Origin of the sequence: Micromonospora globosa (assembly GCF_000717585.1) — a bacterium.
GTDB lineage: Bacteria > Actinomycetota > Actinomycetes > Mycobacteriales > Micromonosporaceae > Micromonospora > Micromonospora aurantiaca.
Genome location: NZ_JNZR01000013.1, coordinates 118,364 through 133,748 on the forward strand (window position 1 = coordinate 118,364; position 15,385 = coordinate 133,748).

Here is a 15,385-nt window from a genome sequence, read left to right on the forward strand (position 1 = left end):
GGGCCGACGGGTGCGGTCCACCTTGGTATCCGCCATCACCTCAGGCCTGCCGCGACGAGACCAGGGTGGCGAAGACGATGACATTGTCGGTGTAGCTGCGTTTCTGCTCGTCGAAGGTCCCGCCGCAGGTGATCACCCGCAGGCTCGCCGTGTCCGACGGGCCGTACACCAGATCGGTGGGGAAGGCGTCCTTAGGATACGACTTCACCCCGTCGACCCGGAAGGTCACCTCGGTCCGGTCAACCCGGACCACCTGGATCATGTCGCCGGGCAGGAGCTCACCGAGGCGGAAGAACACTGCCGGACCGATCTTCGCCGAGTCGACGTGACCCATGATGACGGCGTTGCCGACCTCTCCGGGACTGGCGCCCAACTTGTACCAACCGGCATCCATCGCCTGCTCCAGCGGCGGCACCTGCACGGTGCCGTCCCCGTTGACGCCGAGGGCGAGGATGTCCGCCCGCACGCCGACGCGGTCGATGGTGATGCGGGTCGGCGCCGATCGGGCCAGGCCTCTGTGCTCCGCCGCGGCGCTTGGCTCGGATGAGGCATGGGGCGCATGCGGCGTGATGGTCGCGGGCGCGACGGCCGGCGGTGGCTGGGGAGGTGGGGATGAGGCGGAGGATCCCCTCAGTGCGGCACCGACTATGCCCGCGCCGGTCAACGCTGCCACCCCTGCCAGCGCCAGCGCGATTGTCGCCGCGACCCGCTGCGCCGACCTGCGCCGCGTGCCGTACACCCTGCCGGCGGATGCCGTGCCACCCGCTGCTGCCTCGCCACCCATACCCGCACGCTAGATGGTGCAAACGAGAACTATTGGTGGAAAACGGGCTCACGCACCGATGGGGGACGCCGGTCAGGTGGCGGCGGACGGTGACGGTGACGGTGGTCTGGTCGACGTCGCTGGCGCGCGCGGTGACCTTCAGCGTCCACTCACCCGCGGCGGGGAAGCGAACCTCGGCGCTGGCGTGGTGGGGTTCCGGCGTGTCGACCGGCACCGTGATCGGCTCGACGCCGGCGGCGGGCAGAGCGAGGCTGATGGCCCATTCCGCGACGGGCAGGGCCCTGGCCTGCGGGGTGTAGACGTAGATGTGCAGGCTGTTGGCCACATCCGCCCGCCGGGGTAGACATCGAACCACAGCATGTAGAGGCCGGTGGTGAGGGTCTGCGCGACGCTGTTGCGCGCAACCCGGGCGGCGTCGGTGCCGGCGACCCGTCCTGGTGAGGTCGTCTGCACCAGCACCGCGGTGAGCGCGAGGACCACCGCCGTGGCCGCGAGTTCGAGCCAGCGGCCCCGGCGAGCCGGCGGGGGCGGGTCGCCGCGGCGCGGCGGCGCACCCTCCGCCGCTGCCCGGCGGCGACAGCGAGGACCCCGGCCAGCCGTGCGGCCTTGCCGCAAAGCGGCCGCCCGTACGCGGTGTCGAGCAGCGCCGAGGGCGGCCCAGTTCGAGCGCGGCCTGGGCGACGCCGGCGGCGACGAGCCAGCAGACCGCGAGGGTCGCCCACCGTGACCAGGCCGGCAGGATCCGCGCGAGAACCCGCTCGTGGGTGCGGCGCGGCAGGAACACGGCCAGGGTGAACAGACTGCCAAGCCAGATGGTCACCCCGGCGAGATGGGCGGTGCCCACCGCGACGCTCACCGGCCGCAGGGGCGAGGCCACCGGGTGGCCCGCCAAGGGCCAGGTGGCCAGCGCGGCCAGTCCCACCAGCGCCAGCCCGGCGGTGTGCCAGCGGCCCGCGGCGCCGCGCAGGACGGCCGGTAGCAGCGTCGCCGCGGCGCCGAGCAGCGCCAGCCGCGCGGCGAGCACCGCCCCGACCACCGCTGGCGCCGACCGCCTCCAGGTCCCCGACCGTCAGCTCGCCGATCCTCGCCCCGACCATGTCCGCGGCCTGTCCCACCCAGGTGCCGGCCGGGGCCGCGGCGACCAGCCCCTGGTGAACGCCATGACGGTCGCCCCGCGGCGGGACAGCCGCCGGGGCCACATCGTGGCCACCAGCAACACCGGTCCGACCGCCAGGACCAGGCCCAGGTAGCTGGCGTACTTGGCCGCCGGCACGAGCACCCGCCCGGGCCGGTCGGCGCCGCCGGCACCCTGCGGCGCTGTCGCCGATGGCGCTCCTGCCGAGTAGGCGAAGCTGCCCGCGATCGGGTGGCTGTCGGCGGAGGCCACCCGGTAGCTCACCAGGTAGGTGCCCAGCGGCTTGTCCGGCACCCGCACCGGGATCCGCATCGTCGCGCCGTCGAGCACCGGCTCACCGTTGTTGATCATCTTGCCGTCCGGGCCGAGGACCTGCACGCGCCCGGCGACCGGAAACCCCGGTTCGCTGAAGGCCAGCACCACCTCCCGCGGCGCGTACCCGATGACCTCGTCGCGCACGGGCGACGTGGCGACCAGGGCGGCATGCGCGGCGCAGGGACTGGCTGGCGCCAGCGGCACGGCGAGAACGGCCAACATCAACCCGCGCCGGATCGCGGTTCGTGTACGCACGCCAGATGGTTCGGACGCCACTACCAGAAGGACCCGGCCGCCGTCCTCCCGTCCAGCTCGCCGTGGCCGCGGCCCGGCGACCCGCGCAGGCGCCGCGGACCGGCCTACCGGCTGCCGGCCAGCAGCACGGCGAGTTCCTCCGGCACGGGCATCGGCTGGGTCAGCGGCACCCGCGCCCGGCCGGTGTTCCCCTGCGGGTAGCGGCCGGTAGCTGAGCCCGGGCCCGCAACCGCCAGGCGGATTACCTGCCCTACCGCCTCGATGACGTCGCGCTCGCGCAGGGCGCGCCGCAGCATGACGGCGTGCACGACGGTGTGTGGCCAGGGCCACGGCTGGGACAGGATGTGGGCCCGCTCGGCCGCCCGCCACGCCGCCGCAGGGTCGGACGTGTGGCGGGCGGTGGCGAGTTCGGCGTCGAAGACCGCGCGGACGGTCGCCGGCATCTTCTGGAACATCACGCGGCGTCTGACGGGCAGCAGGTACAACCAGGCCGGCATCCGCACCCATCCGTGTCGGGGCCGGCGGCTGATGGGGTGGTCAGGGGCACGGTGCAGCAGGCGTCGCCGCGCCACGCCTCGCGGCCTTCCTTGACGGCGACGGCGGCGATGACCAGTGCGGCGATCGGGTCGGCCCAGGACCAGCCGAACAGGCTGTTGAGGCCGAGGCCCACCAGCAGGACCGCGGATAGGTAGGTGCACAGCAGGGTCTGCTTGGAGTCGGCGACCGCCGAGCGGGAGCCGAGTTCCCGACCGGCGCGGCGCTGCGCGTACGACAGACCCGGCATGACCGCCAGCGACACCACGGCGAGGACGATGCCGACCGGGGAGTGCTCGGCGTCGGCGCCGCCGAGCAGGGCACGGGCCGACTCGACGGTGACGTAGGCGGCCAGGGCGAAGAACGACACGGCGATGATCCGCAGCGCGGTCTTCTCCCGCGCCTCGGGGTCGCGGCCGGCGAACTGCCACGCGACCGCCGCCGCCGACGACACCTCGATGATCGAGTCGAGACCGAAGCCGACCAGGGCGGTCGACGAGGCGATCGTGCCGGCGCTGATCGCCACGACCGCCTCGATCAGGTTGTAGGTGATGGTCGCGGCGACCAGCAGCCTGACCCGCCGGGCGAGCACGGCCCGCCGGGCCGGGGACGGCTCGGCCGGCGCCTGGATCAACGGCAGGCTCATCAGCAGCACCCCTTGTCGTCGGTGTCTGGGCACGCCGCGGGGTCCACCGCCAGGACCAGGCCGAGCAGGTCACCCAGGGCGTGCGCCAGCCGCGCGTCGGCCAGTTCGTATCGGGTGCGCCGGCCCTGCGGCACCGTCACCACCAGGCCGCACCCTCGCAGACAGGTGAGATGGTTCGACAGGTTTTGCCGGGTCGTGCCCAGCAGCTCGGCCAGCTCCGCCGGATAGCCGGGCCCGTCGCGCAGCGCCAGCAGCAGCCGAGCCCGGGTCGGATCCGACAGGGCGTGGCCGAACCGGGCCAGCACCTGCCCGTACGTCAATGTCTCCACGGGCACGACAGTACACTCTTCGCTGTACTAACCGGTGAACGGCCCCCTGGGTAGTCATGTGGGCCGTTCCCAGGAAGCTGACAGCAAGTCGGTACAGCGCCCCCCGTATGGTCCGCGCGATGTCCCACCAGACCGTGGGACGTCATGTCGTTGGCTGATGAACAAGGAAGTGGAATGACCAAGAACACCCGCCTGACCTTGGCGCTGATCGCGGCAGTGGTGCTTGTGGTCAGCGGGTTGCTGGCCGTCAACCGCACCGACGAGCCGCGCGCCGCTACCACGGCCGCCGGCGCCATCGACCCGGCTTTGCTGGTGCGCGAGGACAGCCACCGGCTGTCCACCGCCGCCGACGGCAAGGTGACCCTGGTGGAGTTCCTCGACTTCGAGTGCGAGTCCTGCGCCGCCGCCTACCCGGCGGTCAAGCAGGTCCTGGCCACCTACTCCGACCGCATCACCTTCGTGGTCCGGTACTTCCCGATCCCCAGCCACCCCAACGCCGAACTGGCCGCCCGCACCGCGCAGGCCGCCGCGAACCAGGGCCGCTTCCACGACATGTACACGCAGCTGTTCGACAACCAGACCCGCTGGGGACACAAGGAGCAGCCGCAAACCGATCTGTTCCTCGGCTACGCCCGCACCCTCGGACTGGACATGCAGCGGTTCCAGCGCGACCTCGACGACCCCGCCACCGCCGCCCGGGTGGCCAAGGACAAGACCGACGGCGAAGCCGTTGGCGTGCAGGGCACCCCGACGTTCTTCCTCAATGGCCGCCAGCTGACCGACCTGCGCACGCAGGACGACCTCGTCGCGGCCATCGACGCCGCCCTGGCCGAATGAGCACCGCCACCGTCGAACGGCGAAGCGAGCAGGACTCCTCGCGCGGGCGGTTCCTCGCTCGGGCCACGGCGTGGATCTGCGCCGTTGGCGGCGGCATCGGCATGCTGGCCGCAACCATCCTCACCGTCGAAAAGATCAACCTGCTCGCCCGGCCCGGCTACGTGCCCAGCTGCAGCATCAACCCGATCCTGTCCTGCGGCTCGGTCATGACCACACCCCAGGCCGAGGCGTTCGGCATCCCGAACCCACTGATCGGCATCGCCGGCTTCACCGCCGTCACCACCATCGGCGTCGCCCTGCTCGCCGGCGCATGCCTGCCCCGCTGGTTCTGGCTCGGCCTGCACGCCGGCGCCACCTTCGGCGTGGTCTTCGTGCACTGGCTCATCTACCAGAGCCTCTACGTCATCGGCGCCCTGTGCCCCTACTGCATGCTCGTCTGGGCCGTCACCATTCCGATCTTCCTCTACACCACCCTGCGCAACCTGCACGACTTCTCCGGCCCGCTCCCGGGGCCTGTGCGGGCGGCCGGGATCGCCGCTGCCGGCTACCACAGTCTCATCCTCACGGCCTGGTACGCGCTGATCCTGGCTGCGATCCTGGCCCGCTTCTGGGACTACTGGACAACGCTCATCTGATCCCTGCCGCAACGGACGGCAGGCAGGAGCACCAGCACCCGTAGCCCGGCCTGATACGTCACGGCGAGGAGTCATACGAACAGCGGCAGCTGCGCGTCACACAGGCTGCCTTTATCAGGTCGGGCCTCGCTGTTAGCCCCCTGCCCGCGTCCCAGGCAGTCATCGTTCATCGGCTTCTTCAAGGCTCCTTGACTGACACGGCAAATAGCTGGACGAGGAGAGGTTCCGTCTTGAAGGACAAGGATCTCGAAGGCGCCGAGCGTTCGCAGCTTTCGCGCCGTCAATTGGTGAAGTACGCCGGTGTCGGGGCGACCCTGGCGGCGGCGAGCCCGCTGGTGGGTGGCGGTGCGGCCTGGGCCAACGACGACCGCGAGGACGACAAGCGCGACAAGGGCGGGGAGTCCCGTAACCGGGTGTGGCGGGCCGGCGACCACCACATCCACTCGGAGTACAGCGGCGAGTTCGACACCTCGACGAACCCGCCGACGTTCCACAAGGGCGCCGACGCGGTGTACCCGATCGTCACCAACGCGATCATGGCGAAGAACTTCGGCCTGACCTGGGCGATGGTCACCGACCACGGCGGGCCGACCCACTCGAAGGTCAACCTGGAACAGGCCTACCCCGACCTGTTGCTGTCCCGCAAGCTCGTGCCCGACGTGCTGCAGTTCTGGGGCATGGAGTTCGACGCCCCGGCGATGGACCACCACACCCTGATGATCCCACGCCACGACGACGAGGCGCAGATGCTCTTCGACCTGGAGAGCAAGTTCGCCAAACGCGACCCGTTCCCCGCCGTCCCGGGCGGGGACACCGAGGCCAAGATGGTCGAGTTTCTTAAATACGCCAAGACCCTGCGGCAGAAGCCGTTGGTCATCGCGCACCACGCTTCCCGGTCGGCTCCCGGTTGGGGCGTGTGGGGGCAGGACACGCCGCACGAGTTCCGCAACGGCAACAACGCCGCGCCGGACATCTATGTCGGCTTCGAGGGCGCTCCCGGCCACCAGGCGGGCCCGCTCAACGGCGGCGCCCGGGGCGGCTACGGCAACCACCCGACCCACGGCGGCTACGATCAGATGACCGCTCGGGTTGGTGGGCTGTGGGACTCGCTGCTCGGTGAAGGGCGGCGCTGGTGGATCACCGCGACGTCGGACTCGCACGTGCACTGGACCCGCGGTGGTTCCGACTTCTGGCCGGGCGAGTACAGCAAGACGTACGTGCTGGCGCGGCAGGACTACGGCGACATCATGGACGGCCTGCGTAACGGCCGGATCTGGGTCACCACCGGCGACCTGATCACCAGCCTCGACCTCACCGCGAGGAGCCAGGGCAAGGACGCGGCGATGGGTGAGACCGTCACCGTGACCCGCCGCGACCGCACCGACGTCGAGATCGAGATCAAGTTCCGGCCGCTTAACGGCCAGAACCACAACGGCGACCGGCCCGAGGTCCGGCGGGTCGACCTGATCGTCGGGCAGATCACCGGCCCGTCCGCCAACCTCGACGCCGACACCAACCCCACCACCAAGGTCGTGGCCCGGTTCGGTCCCCGCGACTGGCGCAAGCAGGGCAACGACTACGTCGTCAAGCACACGCTGCGCAACGTGGACGGTGACATGTACGCCCGCGTCCGCGGCACCAACACCGACGAGGCCGAGCCGCTCGCCGACGGGCTCGAGAGCCCGTGGGAAGACCTGTGGTTCTACTCGAACCCGGTCTTCGTCCACGTCCGCTGAACCAGCCGGTCCTGAGCCTTGGCGGACCTACCGGGAGCGGCAACCAACACATGGCGCTGCTCGGAACCGTCCGACCGCCCAGCTCCTGCTTCCCCGACGTCCGTGCCTTCCGTCGCGTTTGCGACGGAAGGCACGGACGGCGCCCCTCTGCGGCCGCGCGTCCCGGTAGGACGGCGCCGCACAGGCTCAGCCGGAACGGCACGCCGGGTGCGGCATGGTCAGTCGGGTGTGACCGTCGTGCCTACCTCGCCGGCTTCGTTCCCTGCTACGAGGTGTTGATGCTAGGCAGCGATCGACTGCATGGCCGATACCGGCTGGCGGCGCTGGCTGCGTTCGGTCAGGTAGCCGAACAGCAGGCCCAGCGTGGCCCAGGTGACCGCCTGAGTGCCGAGCGAGGCGAGCCGAACTCCCACAGCAAGATCGGCGAGAACCCATCCGGAACCTCGTTGACCGTCGGCAGGAGGTACAGGATCGCGCCGACGAGCACGGTGGCGCCCAGGAGCGCGACAGTGGAGGCGTTCCACGTGCTCAGCGGCGGCTGGAGCGAGCGTCCGACGAGCACGGCGCCAATGACAGTGGCGACCCCGATGACGATCATCAGGAAGTACCGGCCGGCGCGTTGCTGAAGGGTGTCGGAGTTGCCGGTAGCTGCGGGTTGGCGGGGTACTTGAGGAACGGCACCAGCGCAACGCCGACGAACCCGGCGAGCGCGACGAGCCCGGCGGTGGCGCGGGCGCTGAGCCGGCCGACCAGGCCGGCGGCGATCGCGAGGGCGCAATTTTGTACGGTGCGTCACCACATCCGACGACAGCCAGCTCGACTGGTCGTTGTCCCTCGGCGCTCTCTAGCGCCGGTACCACCAAGAAGGCGGGACCGTAACACGAACGGTGTAACTCCTGATCAAACCTCTTTCGGCGGCCCGTCGCAAGCGGGCCCGTCAGCGCCGCTGCTCCTGCTGCGGGTACTCGCAGGCTTCGCGCCACGCGTCGATGCCCGCCTTGGCGGCTACGCCGGCGACCACCAGGGCGGCGATCGGGTCGGCCCACCACCAGTGGAGTGTGGCGTTGAGGCCGAGCCCGACGAGCAGGCTGACCGACAGATAGTTGGAGACCCAGGTTTCCTGGGACTGGGCGGTGACGGCCGGGTTGTCCAGGGTGCGGCCGGTGCGGCGCTGGGCGACCGCGACGGGGATCATGACGGCGAGGGCGACGACGTTGAGTCCGATGCCGACCAGCGACGTGTCGGGGCGTTCGGCGCCGATCAGGTCAGAGATGGACTTGTAGGTGACGTAGCCGGCCAGTGCGAGGAAGCTGCCGGCGATCAGCCGCAGCGCCGGCCGTTGTCGGGCGCGGGGTCCGGCGCGTAGTTGCCAGATGACGACGGCGGCGGCGAACACCTCGATGACCGAGTCGATGCCGAAGCCGATGAGTGCGATGGAGCCGGCGGCCAGGCCGGCAGTGACGGCGATGGCTCCTTCGATGATGTCCCAGACGACGATGAGCCAGGCGAGGCGCTGCCCCCGTCGGCGCAGCGCCTCCTCCCGGTTGGTCATCCGACGCTCACCGTCTCAGGGGCTGGGGTGGTGTCGGCGTCGGTGGTGGTGGTGAGGGGTGGGAGCGGGCGGGCGCGGCCGGCGCGGACGCCGTTGGCGATGATGATCACCTCGGCGATCTCGTGTACGAGGACGACGGCGGCCAAGCCGAGCACCCCGAGCAGGGCCAAGGGCATCAGGCCGATGACGACGGCGAGGGACAGGCCGACGTTCTGTAGCATGATCGACCGTGCCCGGCGGGCGTGGTCGAGGGCCTGGGGCAGGTGGCGCAGGTCCTCGCCCATGAGCGCGACATCGGCCGTTTCGATGGCCACGTCGGTGCCCATGGCGCCCATCGCGACGCCGAGGTCGGCGGTGGCCAGGGCGGGCGCGTCATTGACACCGTCACCGACCATCGCCGTGAGCCGCTGATCGCGGAGCTGCGCCACGATGCGGGCCTTGTCTTCGGGGCGCAGGTCGGCGTGCACCTCGGTGATGCCGGCCTGTTCGGCGAGGGCGGTGGCGGTGGCTTCGTTGTCGCCGGTGAGCATGGAGACGTGGTAGCCGCCGCGGCGTAGCCGGTCGATCACCTCGACGGCTTCCGGTCGAAGCTCGTCACGCACCGCGATCGCGCCGATCAGTCGGCCGTCGTCCTCGACGAGGACGGCGGTGGCGCCGGCCTGCTGCATGCCGGTGATGGTGTCGGCGAGCTCCCCGGGGTGCAGCCAGCCGGGTCGGCCGAGCCGGACGGTCCGGCCGTCGACGACGCCGGTGAGGCCGGCGCCGGTGATGGCTTCGACGTCGGTGGCCGGCCGGGGGGTGTCGACGGCGGCGAGGATCGCCCGGGCGAGGGGATGTTCGCTGCGCGCCTCCAACGCGGCGGCCAGGTCGAGGACCTGCTCGCGGGTGGCGCCGCCGGTCGCGGCGACGTCGATGACCGTCGGCCGGTTGCGCGTGAGGGTGCCGGTCTTGTCCAACGCCACACCCCGCACTGCGCCGAGCGCTTCGAGGGCGGCGCCGCCCTTGACGAGCACGCCGAGTTTGCTGGCGGCGCCGACGGCGGCGACCACGGTGACCGGCACGGAGATCGCCAGCGCGCACGGGGAGGCGGCGACTAGCACGACGAGGGCCCGCTCGATCCAGGTGGCGGGGTCTCCGAGCAGGCTACCCACGACCGCGATGAGCGCGGCGGCGATCATCACCCCGGGAACGAGGGGTTTGGCGATGCGGTCAGCGAGGCGCTGGCTGGCGCCCTTGCGGGCCTGTTCGGCCTCCACGATCCGCACGATCTTGGCGAGGGAGTTGTCCTCGGCGGTCGTGGTGACCTCGACCTCCAGTACCCCGGTGCCGTTGATCGACCCGGCGTACACCTCGCTGCCGGTGGCGGCTTCGACCGGTACGGATTCGCCGGTGATGGCGGAGACGTCGAGGGCGCTGCGGCCGGTGCGGATGATGCCGTCGGTGGCGATCCGCTCACCGGGCCGCACGATCATCAGGTCGCCGACGCGCAGCTCGGCCGGGGAGATGGTCAGCTCGGCGCCGTCGCGGCGGACGGTGGCCTGCGCGGGGACGAGGGCGAGCAGGGCGCGCAGGCCGCGGCGGGTGCGGGCCAGGGAGTACTCCTCCAGCCCTTCGCTGATGGAGTACAGGAAGGCCAGCATGGCGGCTTCGCCGACCTGACCGAGGATGACGGCGCCGACGGCGGCGATGGTCATCAGCGTGCCGACGCCGATCTTGCCCTTGGCGAGGCGGCGCAGCGTGGACGGCACGAACGTCCACGCGCCGACGGCGAGAGCGAGGGCCTGCAGGCCGATCTCCACCGGCCGCGGCGCGCCCGTCCACCCCGCGATGTAACCGGCCAGCAGCAGCACCCCGGCTACAGCGGCCGCACGGATCTCGGAGACATCCCACAGCCGTTCCGGTTCCCGTTCTTCGGCTTCACCTGTGCCGGTGGGCTTGTCGTCGCCGCAGCCGCACGCGTCGCTCATCGGGCACCTGCTCGTCGTGCGACGGCGGCAGGGGCGCTGCCGGGTCGAGGTGTGGCGGTCATGGTCACGGATCCTTTCCGAGATACGGGGGTTACAGGGATTTGATGAGGGCGGGGACGTGCCGGCGCTGCCGGATCAGCAGCGCGACGGCCAGGACGGTGTAGACGGCGGCGATCATGTAGCGGATGTTGGGTGAGGGCAGCACGAACTGGACGGCGAACAGGCCGAACAACAGCAGTGCTTCGGCGCGGGTCAGCCGCAGGTCGGCCAGGACGGCCACGCCGAGCAGGGTCTGGGCGGTGGTGAGCGCCAGCTCCTCGGTCTGCCGGGCGTCCAGCGGCAGCCCGGCGAACGTGCCGCCGCCGAGGTGGTACGCGGCGGGAAGGCAGGCGATCAGGAGGGTCCACTGGTTGAGTTTGGCTGCCAGCAGAGCACCCATGCCGTCGTCGGCGCGGCCGTGCAGCGCGAACGTGATCGCGACGATGACCTCCGGGGCTTCGGAGGCGATCGGGGCCAGCCACTGCACCAGCAGGAACTTGTCAATGCCCAGGTCGGCGCCGGCGGCGACCAGCGAGTCGCCGAACGGCTCTGCCGCGGCGAGGATGGTGACGCCGGCGGTGATGAACAGCGCGGTGACCAAGCCGCGGCGGCGGGCGGGCGGCTGCACGGCGACGGTGGCTGCGACGCCGGTCAGGTCCTCGTCGCCTTCGTCGTTGCCACGGATGCGCCACAGGTAGGCGGCGAACAGCCCTCCGAGCACCAGGGTGTCGTACCAGGCCAGCCGGCCGGTCAGCGGAATGACCAGGGCGTAGACGGTGGCGGCGGCGAGGAACACGATCTCGGTGCGCCGATGCGGCGCCAGGGTGACCCGGTCGCGCTCGCCGCGCTTCCCGTGGCGGCGCACCGCGAAGATCGCGAAGGCGACCAGCAGTGGCCACGCCACCCCGATGAGCAGTCGGTTGGCCCCGGTCATGTTCGCCGTGGCGTAGGCGGCGTAGGCCGGTTCGTGTCCGGCGGTGTAGGCGAAGTAGATGTCGACCGCGTACTCGGGCAGGATCGCCACCAGAGCCAGGATGGCCAGCGCGAGGCTGCCGGAGATGTCCACCCGTGCGGCCTCCGACGCCCACATCAGCAGCGCCACCGCGGCCAGCACCGCCGCGCCGAACACCACCATTGCCGCCACCGGCGCCAATTGCACGCCGGCCAGCCGCACAACCACCGCCGGGGCGGCGACGGCCAGGGCGATCCCGATACGGGCGGCGGCGCCCCGTCCGCTGACGGTCATTTCGATCTCAGCGCTCACCGCTCCCCCCGGCGATCCTCGAGCCCTGGATGTCGTCGGCTGCCCGGACAGTGACGGGCACGTTGCGCAGGCTTAGCCACACCGCGACCGCAACGCCGCAGATCAGGAAGGTGTCGGCCAGGTTGAACGTCGGCCACCAGTCCAGGTACAGGAAATCGACCACATGTCCTCGGCCCAGACCCGGAGACCGGAACAGCCGGTCGACCAGATTCCCGGCCGCTCCGCCTGCCACCAGGCCGAGCGCCACCGCCCACCCACGGTGGGTAACTCTGCGCCCATACCAGGCGATGCCCGCGATGACGGCCACCGTGACGACGGTGAAGACCGGAGTGATACCGGTACCGACCGAGAACGCCGCGCCCGGGTTGCGGGTCAGCCGCAGCGCCAACCCGGCGAACAGATCGACGCTGCGGCCCGGCAGCCACGCCGCGGCCGCGCTCTTGGACGCCACGTCCACCGCCAGCGCGGTCATCGCTGCCCCTGCCAGCCACGCCACCCGCTGCGGCGGGGCCTGCACAGCGGTCACTGGGCGCCGTCGCCGTAGGTGGGGCACAGCGCCACCGTCTCCCCGGTCGCGGCCAGCAGCGACTCGGCGGCCGACAGTACGGCCATCAGCTCCACGCGCGTCAGGAAGTAGAAGGACTGGCGACCGACCGCCCGATAGTCCACCAGGCCGCAGTCACGCAGGCAGGCCAGATGCGCCGACACCGTTGACTGCGCCCAACCCAGCTCCCGGACGAGATCCACCACCCGCGCCTCACCGTCGGCCAGCCGGCGAACGATCGCCAGGCGGGTCGGATCCGCAAGCCCGCGGAACAGTGCCGCAGCGGGGGCGAGAGTCTCTCGCTCCACCTGTTGTCTCATCGCCATGCGGCGATGCTAGCGCATTATTCGGGTTGGCATCGCGCGATCGCGATCACATCGTATCCACGTGATGCTGGCATGGATCTTTCGCGGATCCCCGGCATCGACAGCCGTGTCGTTCTTCGCGCTGGCCGCCTACGTCACGGTCGAGTCGGTGCGCGCGCTCGCCGGTGGCGGGGAAGCCGAGCACTCCACCGTGGGTTTGGTCCTGGCCGGCCTGTCGCTGCTCATCATGCCCGTGCTGTCTCATGCGCAGCGGCGGGCCGGGCGCGAGTTGGGTTCCCGGTCGGCGGTGGCCGACTCCAAGCAGACCCTGCTCTGTACCTACCTGTCGGCGGTACTGCTCGTCGGCCTGGGCTTCAACAGCCTGTTCGGCTGGTCATGGGCTGATCCCCTGGCCGCGCTGGTCATCGCCGCCGTTGCGATCAAGGAGGGGCGAGAGGCATGACGTGGGGACGCCTGCTGTGCGGTGCCGGTCAGCGGAGCGAACTCGCTTACTTTCCAGGCTGAGGGCGCCGGCGCCTGCGGGTGCAAGCCCGGCTGTGCCTGCTGCACGAGCGAGGCCAAGTGATCTTCCAGCGCATGCCCGAACCGGTAGGCGTCGTGTTCGACGCCGAGCTGTTCACCGCGCGCACCGCGACCGATTCCGCTGCCGCCTGGCGCGCAGCCGAACGCGCTCACATCCTGTCCCAGCCCTGGCCGTGGCGGCACACCGTCACCCACGCCGTGATGCTCAAACGAGCACCACGCGAGCGCGACGTGGTCGAAGCGGTGGGCCAGGCGGTCCGGCTCGCGGTGGCTGGCCCAGGATCAGCCGTCGGCCGCTACCCGGAAGGCAACACGGGACGGGCCCGCGTCCCCCTCACCCAGCTGATGCGGGTGCCAGATGACTTGGCGGCCATCCTGTCGCACCGAGCTGAGTGACCAGGTGGGCAGAAGCTCCGGCCAGGCGGCTAGCTGGCCCGTGGGGCGTACATGATGACGGCGACTCCGACAAGGCAGATGGCTGCGCCGATGATGTCGTAGCGGTCGGGGTGGAACTTGTCGACGACCATGCCCCAGGCGAGAGAGCCGGCGACGAAGATGCCGCCGTAGGCGGCCAGGATGCGGCCGAAGTTCGCGTCGGGTTGGAAGGTGGCGACGAAGCCGTAGACCCCGAGTGCGATGACGCCGGCCGCGACCGAGAGCAGGCCCCGGTTTTCCCGCCAGCCCTGCCACACCAGCCAGGCGCCGCCGATCTCGGCGAGCGCGGCGAGCAGGAACAGCAGGATCGAGCGGGCTACCGTCACGCGTCCGACCGTAGCGTGACTACCTCGCGCTCGCGCTGGTCACTCTGCCCGCAGGAGCAGTTGCGGCCGGCGCAGCCGGTGGTGTGGCGGCGTTTGCTGGCCCACCACCAGGACAGGCCGGCGAGCACGGCCAGGGCGAGGGCGACGCCGGGCAGGAAACGGTTGGCCGCGGCCCAGCCGGCACCACCGAGGATTCCGGCGGCCAGCAGTGGCGGCAGCACGCAGCAGGCGGCGCAGGCGGCTCCCGCGAGTCCGGTCATGCCGGAGGGGAGCAGGCGGCGCAGCCGGTTAGCAGGTGTCGGCACGGTCGTTCCTTTCGGCGAGTTCAGCAAACGGCAGGGGGCAGCAGGCGCTGCCGGCGCAGGCGACCAGGTCGTCGCAGCCGGCCGAGATGGCGGCGCGCAGGGTGTCGCGGATGACGGATAGGTCGGCCAACTTCTGTTCCACCTCGGCGAGCTTGTCCTTGGCTCGTGCCTGGAGGCCGGTGTCGGGTCGACCGTTGTGCTGGTGTTGGCCGGCGGCGAGGAGGTCGGCGACCTCGTTGAGGGTGAAGCCTAGGCGTTGCGCGGTCTTGATGATCCGCAGCAGGGTGACCGTGTCGGACGGGTAGAGCCGATGCCCGCCGGGCGACCGCTGCGGGGAGGCGAGCAGCCCTCGGCGCTCGTAGTAGCGCAGGGTTTGCAGGTTGACCCCGGCCGCGTCGGCCAGCTGGCCGCTGCGCAGCCCTGATCCGCTCATCGCTGAACCCGGACAGCCCGCTGGGCTAGGGCATCAAGCACGTCGACGTGTGCTGCCGGTACTCGAACGTCCAGCGTCAGTGAGTTCAAGTCGGGTCGCGCGATGTCGAACGTGAAGAACGAGCAGCAAGACGATTCACGGGCTGCCAGATCCCGCGCCGTCTTTTCGACCTGCTCCGCGCCGTCGAGGTGCAACCGCAGATGCTGTGCCGACAACCGCTCGGCACCCCGCACCGCGTCCCGGAAGAACTGATCGAACTCGGCGAGCCGCAGCGGCCGTTCGGCGGTCGGCAGGGTGCAGGCATCTGGCACCCAGGAGTCATCCGTCGTGACATGTTGGTCGCTCATGCAACGACGGTAAGCCTGTACCTAAGGGACGTCTCGTAACTGGGTGAAGGCGTTGCTCGGCATCAAGCCGATGGTCAGCCGGCGAGGATGATGTTGTGGAGGTTCGCGATGCCGGAAGC

The 15,385-nt window shown here is 70.9% G+C and carries 19 protein-coding genes and 2 pseudogenes; 5 read left to right on the plus strand and 16 right to left on the minus strand.

The features are described from left to right. Window positions 1-40: 40 nt before the first annotated feature. The 5 genes from IF06_RS32150 to IF06_RS0114550 all read right to left on the minus strand — a co-directional run bounded on the left by IF06_RS32150 (window position 41) and on the right by IF06_RS0114550 (window position 4,004). On the minus strand, window positions 41-784 hold the full coding sequence (locus IF06_RS32150) for a class F sortase (RefSeq protein WP_082171190.1): 744 nt from the start codon (window positions 782-784) through the stop codon (window positions 41-43). A gap of 1,069 nt (window positions 785-1,853) precedes the next feature. Further along, window positions 1,854-2,489 carry a copper resistance CopC family protein gene (locus IF06_RS34735; protein ID WP_135241033.1) on the minus strand — a complete coding sequence of 212 codons (636 nt, stop codon included), beginning with the start codon at window positions 2,487-2,489 and terminating at the stop codon, window positions 1,854-1,856. Between the two features lie 104 nt (window positions 2,490-2,593). After that, a complete protein-coding gene (locus IF06_RS0114540; protein WP_198039662.1) occupies window positions 2,594-2,944 on the minus strand; it encodes a DUF3703 domain-containing protein in 351 nt (116 codons plus the stop codon). Then, window positions 2,944-3,669: a cation transporter gene (locus IF06_RS0114545; RefSeq protein ID WP_030271586.1), complete on the minus strand. Its 726-nt coding sequence runs from the start codon at window positions 3,667-3,669 to the stop codon at window positions 2,944-2,946. Before IF06_RS0114545 ends, IF06_RS0114540 begins: the two co-directional genes overlap by 1 nt. Continuing rightward, a complete protein-coding gene (locus tag IF06_RS0114550) occupies window positions 3,669-4,004 on the minus strand; it encodes an ArsR/SmtB family transcription factor (RefSeq protein WP_030271588.1) in 336 nt (111 codons plus the stop codon). Before IF06_RS0114550 ends, IF06_RS0114545 begins: the two co-directional genes overlap by 1 nt. A 168-nt stretch (window positions 4,005-4,172) precedes the next feature. Here IF06_RS0114550 and IF06_RS0114555 point away from each other — a divergent pair, with 168 nt between their 5' ends. The 3 genes from IF06_RS0114555 (at window position 4,173) to IF06_RS0114565 (ending at window position 7,206) form a co-directional block, all read left to right on the plus strand. After that, the gene (locus IF06_RS0114555; RefSeq protein WP_030271590.1) at window positions 4,173-4,835 is read left to right on the plus strand and encodes a DsbA family protein; all 663 of its coding nucleotides are present in this window, start codon (window positions 4,173-4,175) and stop codon (window positions 4,833-4,835) included. Further along, on the plus strand, window positions 4,832-5,470 hold the full coding sequence (locus IF06_RS0114560; RefSeq protein WP_030271592.1) for a vitamin K epoxide reductase family protein: 639 nt from the start codon (window positions 4,832-4,834) through the stop codon (window positions 5,468-5,470). The genes IF06_RS0114555 and IF06_RS0114560 overlap by 4 nt, the downstream gene beginning before the upstream one ends. Window positions 5,471-5,700: 230 nt before the next feature. After that, window positions 5,701-7,206, plus strand: coding sequence for a hypothetical protein (locus tag IF06_RS0114565; RefSeq protein WP_030271593.1), 1,506 nt, complete (start codon window positions 5,701-5,703; stop codon window positions 7,204-7,206). Window positions 7,207-7,487: 281 nt separating this feature from the next. Here the strand turns inward: IF06_RS0114565 and IF06_RS34740 are convergent, their stop codons facing one another. The 7 genes and pseudogenes from IF06_RS34740 to IF06_RS0114595 form a co-directional block, all read right to left on the minus strand. Further along, window positions 7,488-7,619, minus strand: coding sequence for a hypothetical protein (locus IF06_RS34740; RefSeq protein ID WP_269635911.1), 132 nt, complete (start codon window positions 7,617-7,619; stop codon window positions 7,488-7,490). A gap of 50 nt (window positions 7,620-7,669) precedes the next feature. Then, a pseudogene (locus IF06_RS34960) lies at window positions 7,670-7,971 on the minus strand (CbtA family protein); the annotation flags it as partial. 172 nt (window positions 7,972-8,143) lie between these two features. Next, window positions 8,144-8,758: a cation transporter gene (locus IF06_RS0114575; protein ID WP_030271595.1), complete on the minus strand. Its 615-nt coding sequence runs from the start codon at window positions 8,756-8,758 to the stop codon at window positions 8,144-8,146. Then, complete coding sequence (locus tag IF06_RS0114580; protein WP_030271597.1) at window positions 8,755-10,725, minus strand: heavy metal translocating P-type ATPase; 1,971 nt, start codon at window positions 10,723-10,725, stop codon at window positions 8,755-8,757. The genes IF06_RS0114575 and IF06_RS0114580 overlap by 4 nt, the downstream gene beginning before the upstream one ends. Window positions 10,726-10,816: 91 nt before the next feature. Next, window positions 10,817-12,028 carry a sodium:proton exchanger gene (locus tag IF06_RS0114585; protein ID WP_083395345.1) on the minus strand — a complete coding sequence of 404 codons (1,212 nt, stop codon included), beginning with the start codon at window positions 12,026-12,028 and terminating at the stop codon, window positions 10,817-10,819. Then, window positions 12,018-12,500 carry a signal peptidase II gene (locus tag IF06_RS0114590; RefSeq protein WP_135241032.1) on the minus strand — a complete coding sequence of 161 codons (483 nt, stop codon included), beginning with the start codon at window positions 12,498-12,500 and terminating at the stop codon, window positions 12,018-12,020. Before IF06_RS0114590 ends, IF06_RS0114585 begins: the two co-directional genes overlap by 11 nt. Window positions 12,501-12,550: 50 nt before the next feature. Continuing rightward, window positions 12,551-12,898: an ArsR/SmtB family transcription factor gene (locus IF06_RS0114595; protein ID WP_030271602.1), complete on the minus strand. Its 348-nt coding sequence runs from the start codon at window positions 12,896-12,898 to the stop codon at window positions 12,551-12,553. A 67-nt stretch (window positions 12,899-12,965) separates the two neighbouring features. Between IF06_RS0114595 and IF06_RS0114600 the strand changes: the two are divergent. Continuing rightward, window positions 12,966-13,463: pseudogene (locus IF06_RS0114600) on the plus strand (cation transporter); the annotation flags it as partial. Next, a complete protein-coding gene (locus IF06_RS0114605; protein ID WP_198039664.1) occupies window positions 13,460-13,816 on the plus strand; it encodes a DUF3703 domain-containing protein in 357 nt (118 codons plus the stop codon). The pseudogene IF06_RS0114600 and the gene IF06_RS0114605, both read left to right, overlap by 4 nt. 29 nt (window positions 13,817-13,845) lie before the next feature. On the opposite strand, the gene IF06_RS0114610 is transcribed toward IF06_RS0114605, so the two are convergent. Genes IF06_RS0114610 through IF06_RS0114625 form a run of 4 tightly spaced genes read right to left on the minus strand, consistent with a single transcriptional unit; the run spans window position 13,846 to window position 15,266 of the window. Further along, on the minus strand, window positions 13,846-14,181 hold the full coding sequence (locus IF06_RS0114610; RefSeq protein ID WP_030271608.1) for a YnfA family protein: 336 nt from the start codon (window positions 14,179-14,181) through the stop codon (window positions 13,846-13,848). Next, complete coding sequence (locus IF06_RS0114615; protein ID WP_135241031.1) at window positions 14,178-14,486, minus strand: hypothetical protein; 309 nt, start codon at window positions 14,484-14,486, stop codon at window positions 14,178-14,180. The genes IF06_RS0114610 and IF06_RS0114615 overlap by 4 nt, the downstream gene beginning before the upstream one ends. Further along, window positions 14,470-14,919, minus strand: a complete 450-nt coding sequence (locus IF06_RS0114620) for a MerR family transcriptional regulator (RefSeq protein WP_030271612.1) — start codon at window positions 14,917-14,919, stop codon at window positions 14,470-14,472. The genes IF06_RS0114615 and IF06_RS0114620 overlap by 17 nt, the downstream gene beginning before the upstream one ends. Continuing rightward, a complete protein-coding gene (locus IF06_RS0114625) occupies window positions 14,916-15,266 on the minus strand; it encodes a hypothetical protein (protein ID WP_030271613.1) in 351 nt (116 codons plus the stop codon). Before IF06_RS0114625 ends, IF06_RS0114620 begins: the two co-directional genes overlap by 4 nt. Window positions 15,267-15,385 lie beyond the last annotated feature (119 nt).

Bases quoted from the DNA above. Each gene is read 5' to 3' on its own strand.
- IF06_RS32150 (WP_082171190.1), bottom strand. From the start codon at position 784: ATGGGTGGCGAGGCAGCAGCGGGTGGCACGGCATCCGCCGGCAGGGTG.
- IF06_RS0114620 (WP_030271612.1), bottom strand. From the start codon at position 14,919: ATGAGCGGATCAGGGCTGCGCAGCGGCCAGCTGGCCGACGCGGCCGGG.
- IF06_RS0114560 (WP_030271592.1), top strand. From the start codon at position 4,832: ATGAGCACCGCCACCGTCGAACGGCGAAGCGAGCAGGACTCCTCGCGC.
- IF06_RS0114595 (WP_030271602.1), bottom strand. From the start codon at position 12,898: ATGGCGATGAGACAACAGGTGGAGCGAGAGACTCTCGCCCCCGCTGCG.
- IF06_RS0114580 (WP_030271597.1), bottom strand. From the start codon at position 10,725: ATGAGCGACGCGTGCGGCTGCGGCGACGACAAGCCCACCGGCACAGGT.
- IF06_RS0114590 (WP_135241032.1), bottom strand. From the start codon at position 12,500: ATGACCGCGCTGGCGGTGGACGTGGCGTCCAAGAGCGCGGCCGCGGCG.
- IF06_RS0114545 (WP_030271586.1), bottom strand. From the start codon at position 3,669: ATGAGCCTGCCGTTGATCCAGGCGCCGGCCGAGCCGTCCCCGGCCCGG.
- IF06_RS0114555 (WP_030271590.1), top strand. From the start codon at position 4,173: ATGACCAAGAACACCCGCCTGACCTTGGCGCTGATCGCGGCAGTGGTG.
- IF06_RS0114575 (WP_030271595.1), bottom strand. From the start codon at position 8,758: ATGACCAACCGGGAGGAGGCGCTGCGCCGACGGGGGCAGCGCCTCGCC.
- IF06_RS0114625 (WP_030271613.1), bottom strand. From the start codon at position 15,266: ATGAGCGACCAACATGTCACGACGGATGACTCCTGGGTGCCAGATGCC.
- IF06_RS0114540 (WP_198039662.1), bottom strand. From the start codon at position 2,944: ATGTTCCAGAAGATGCCGGCGACCGTCCGCGCGGTCTTCGACGCCGAA.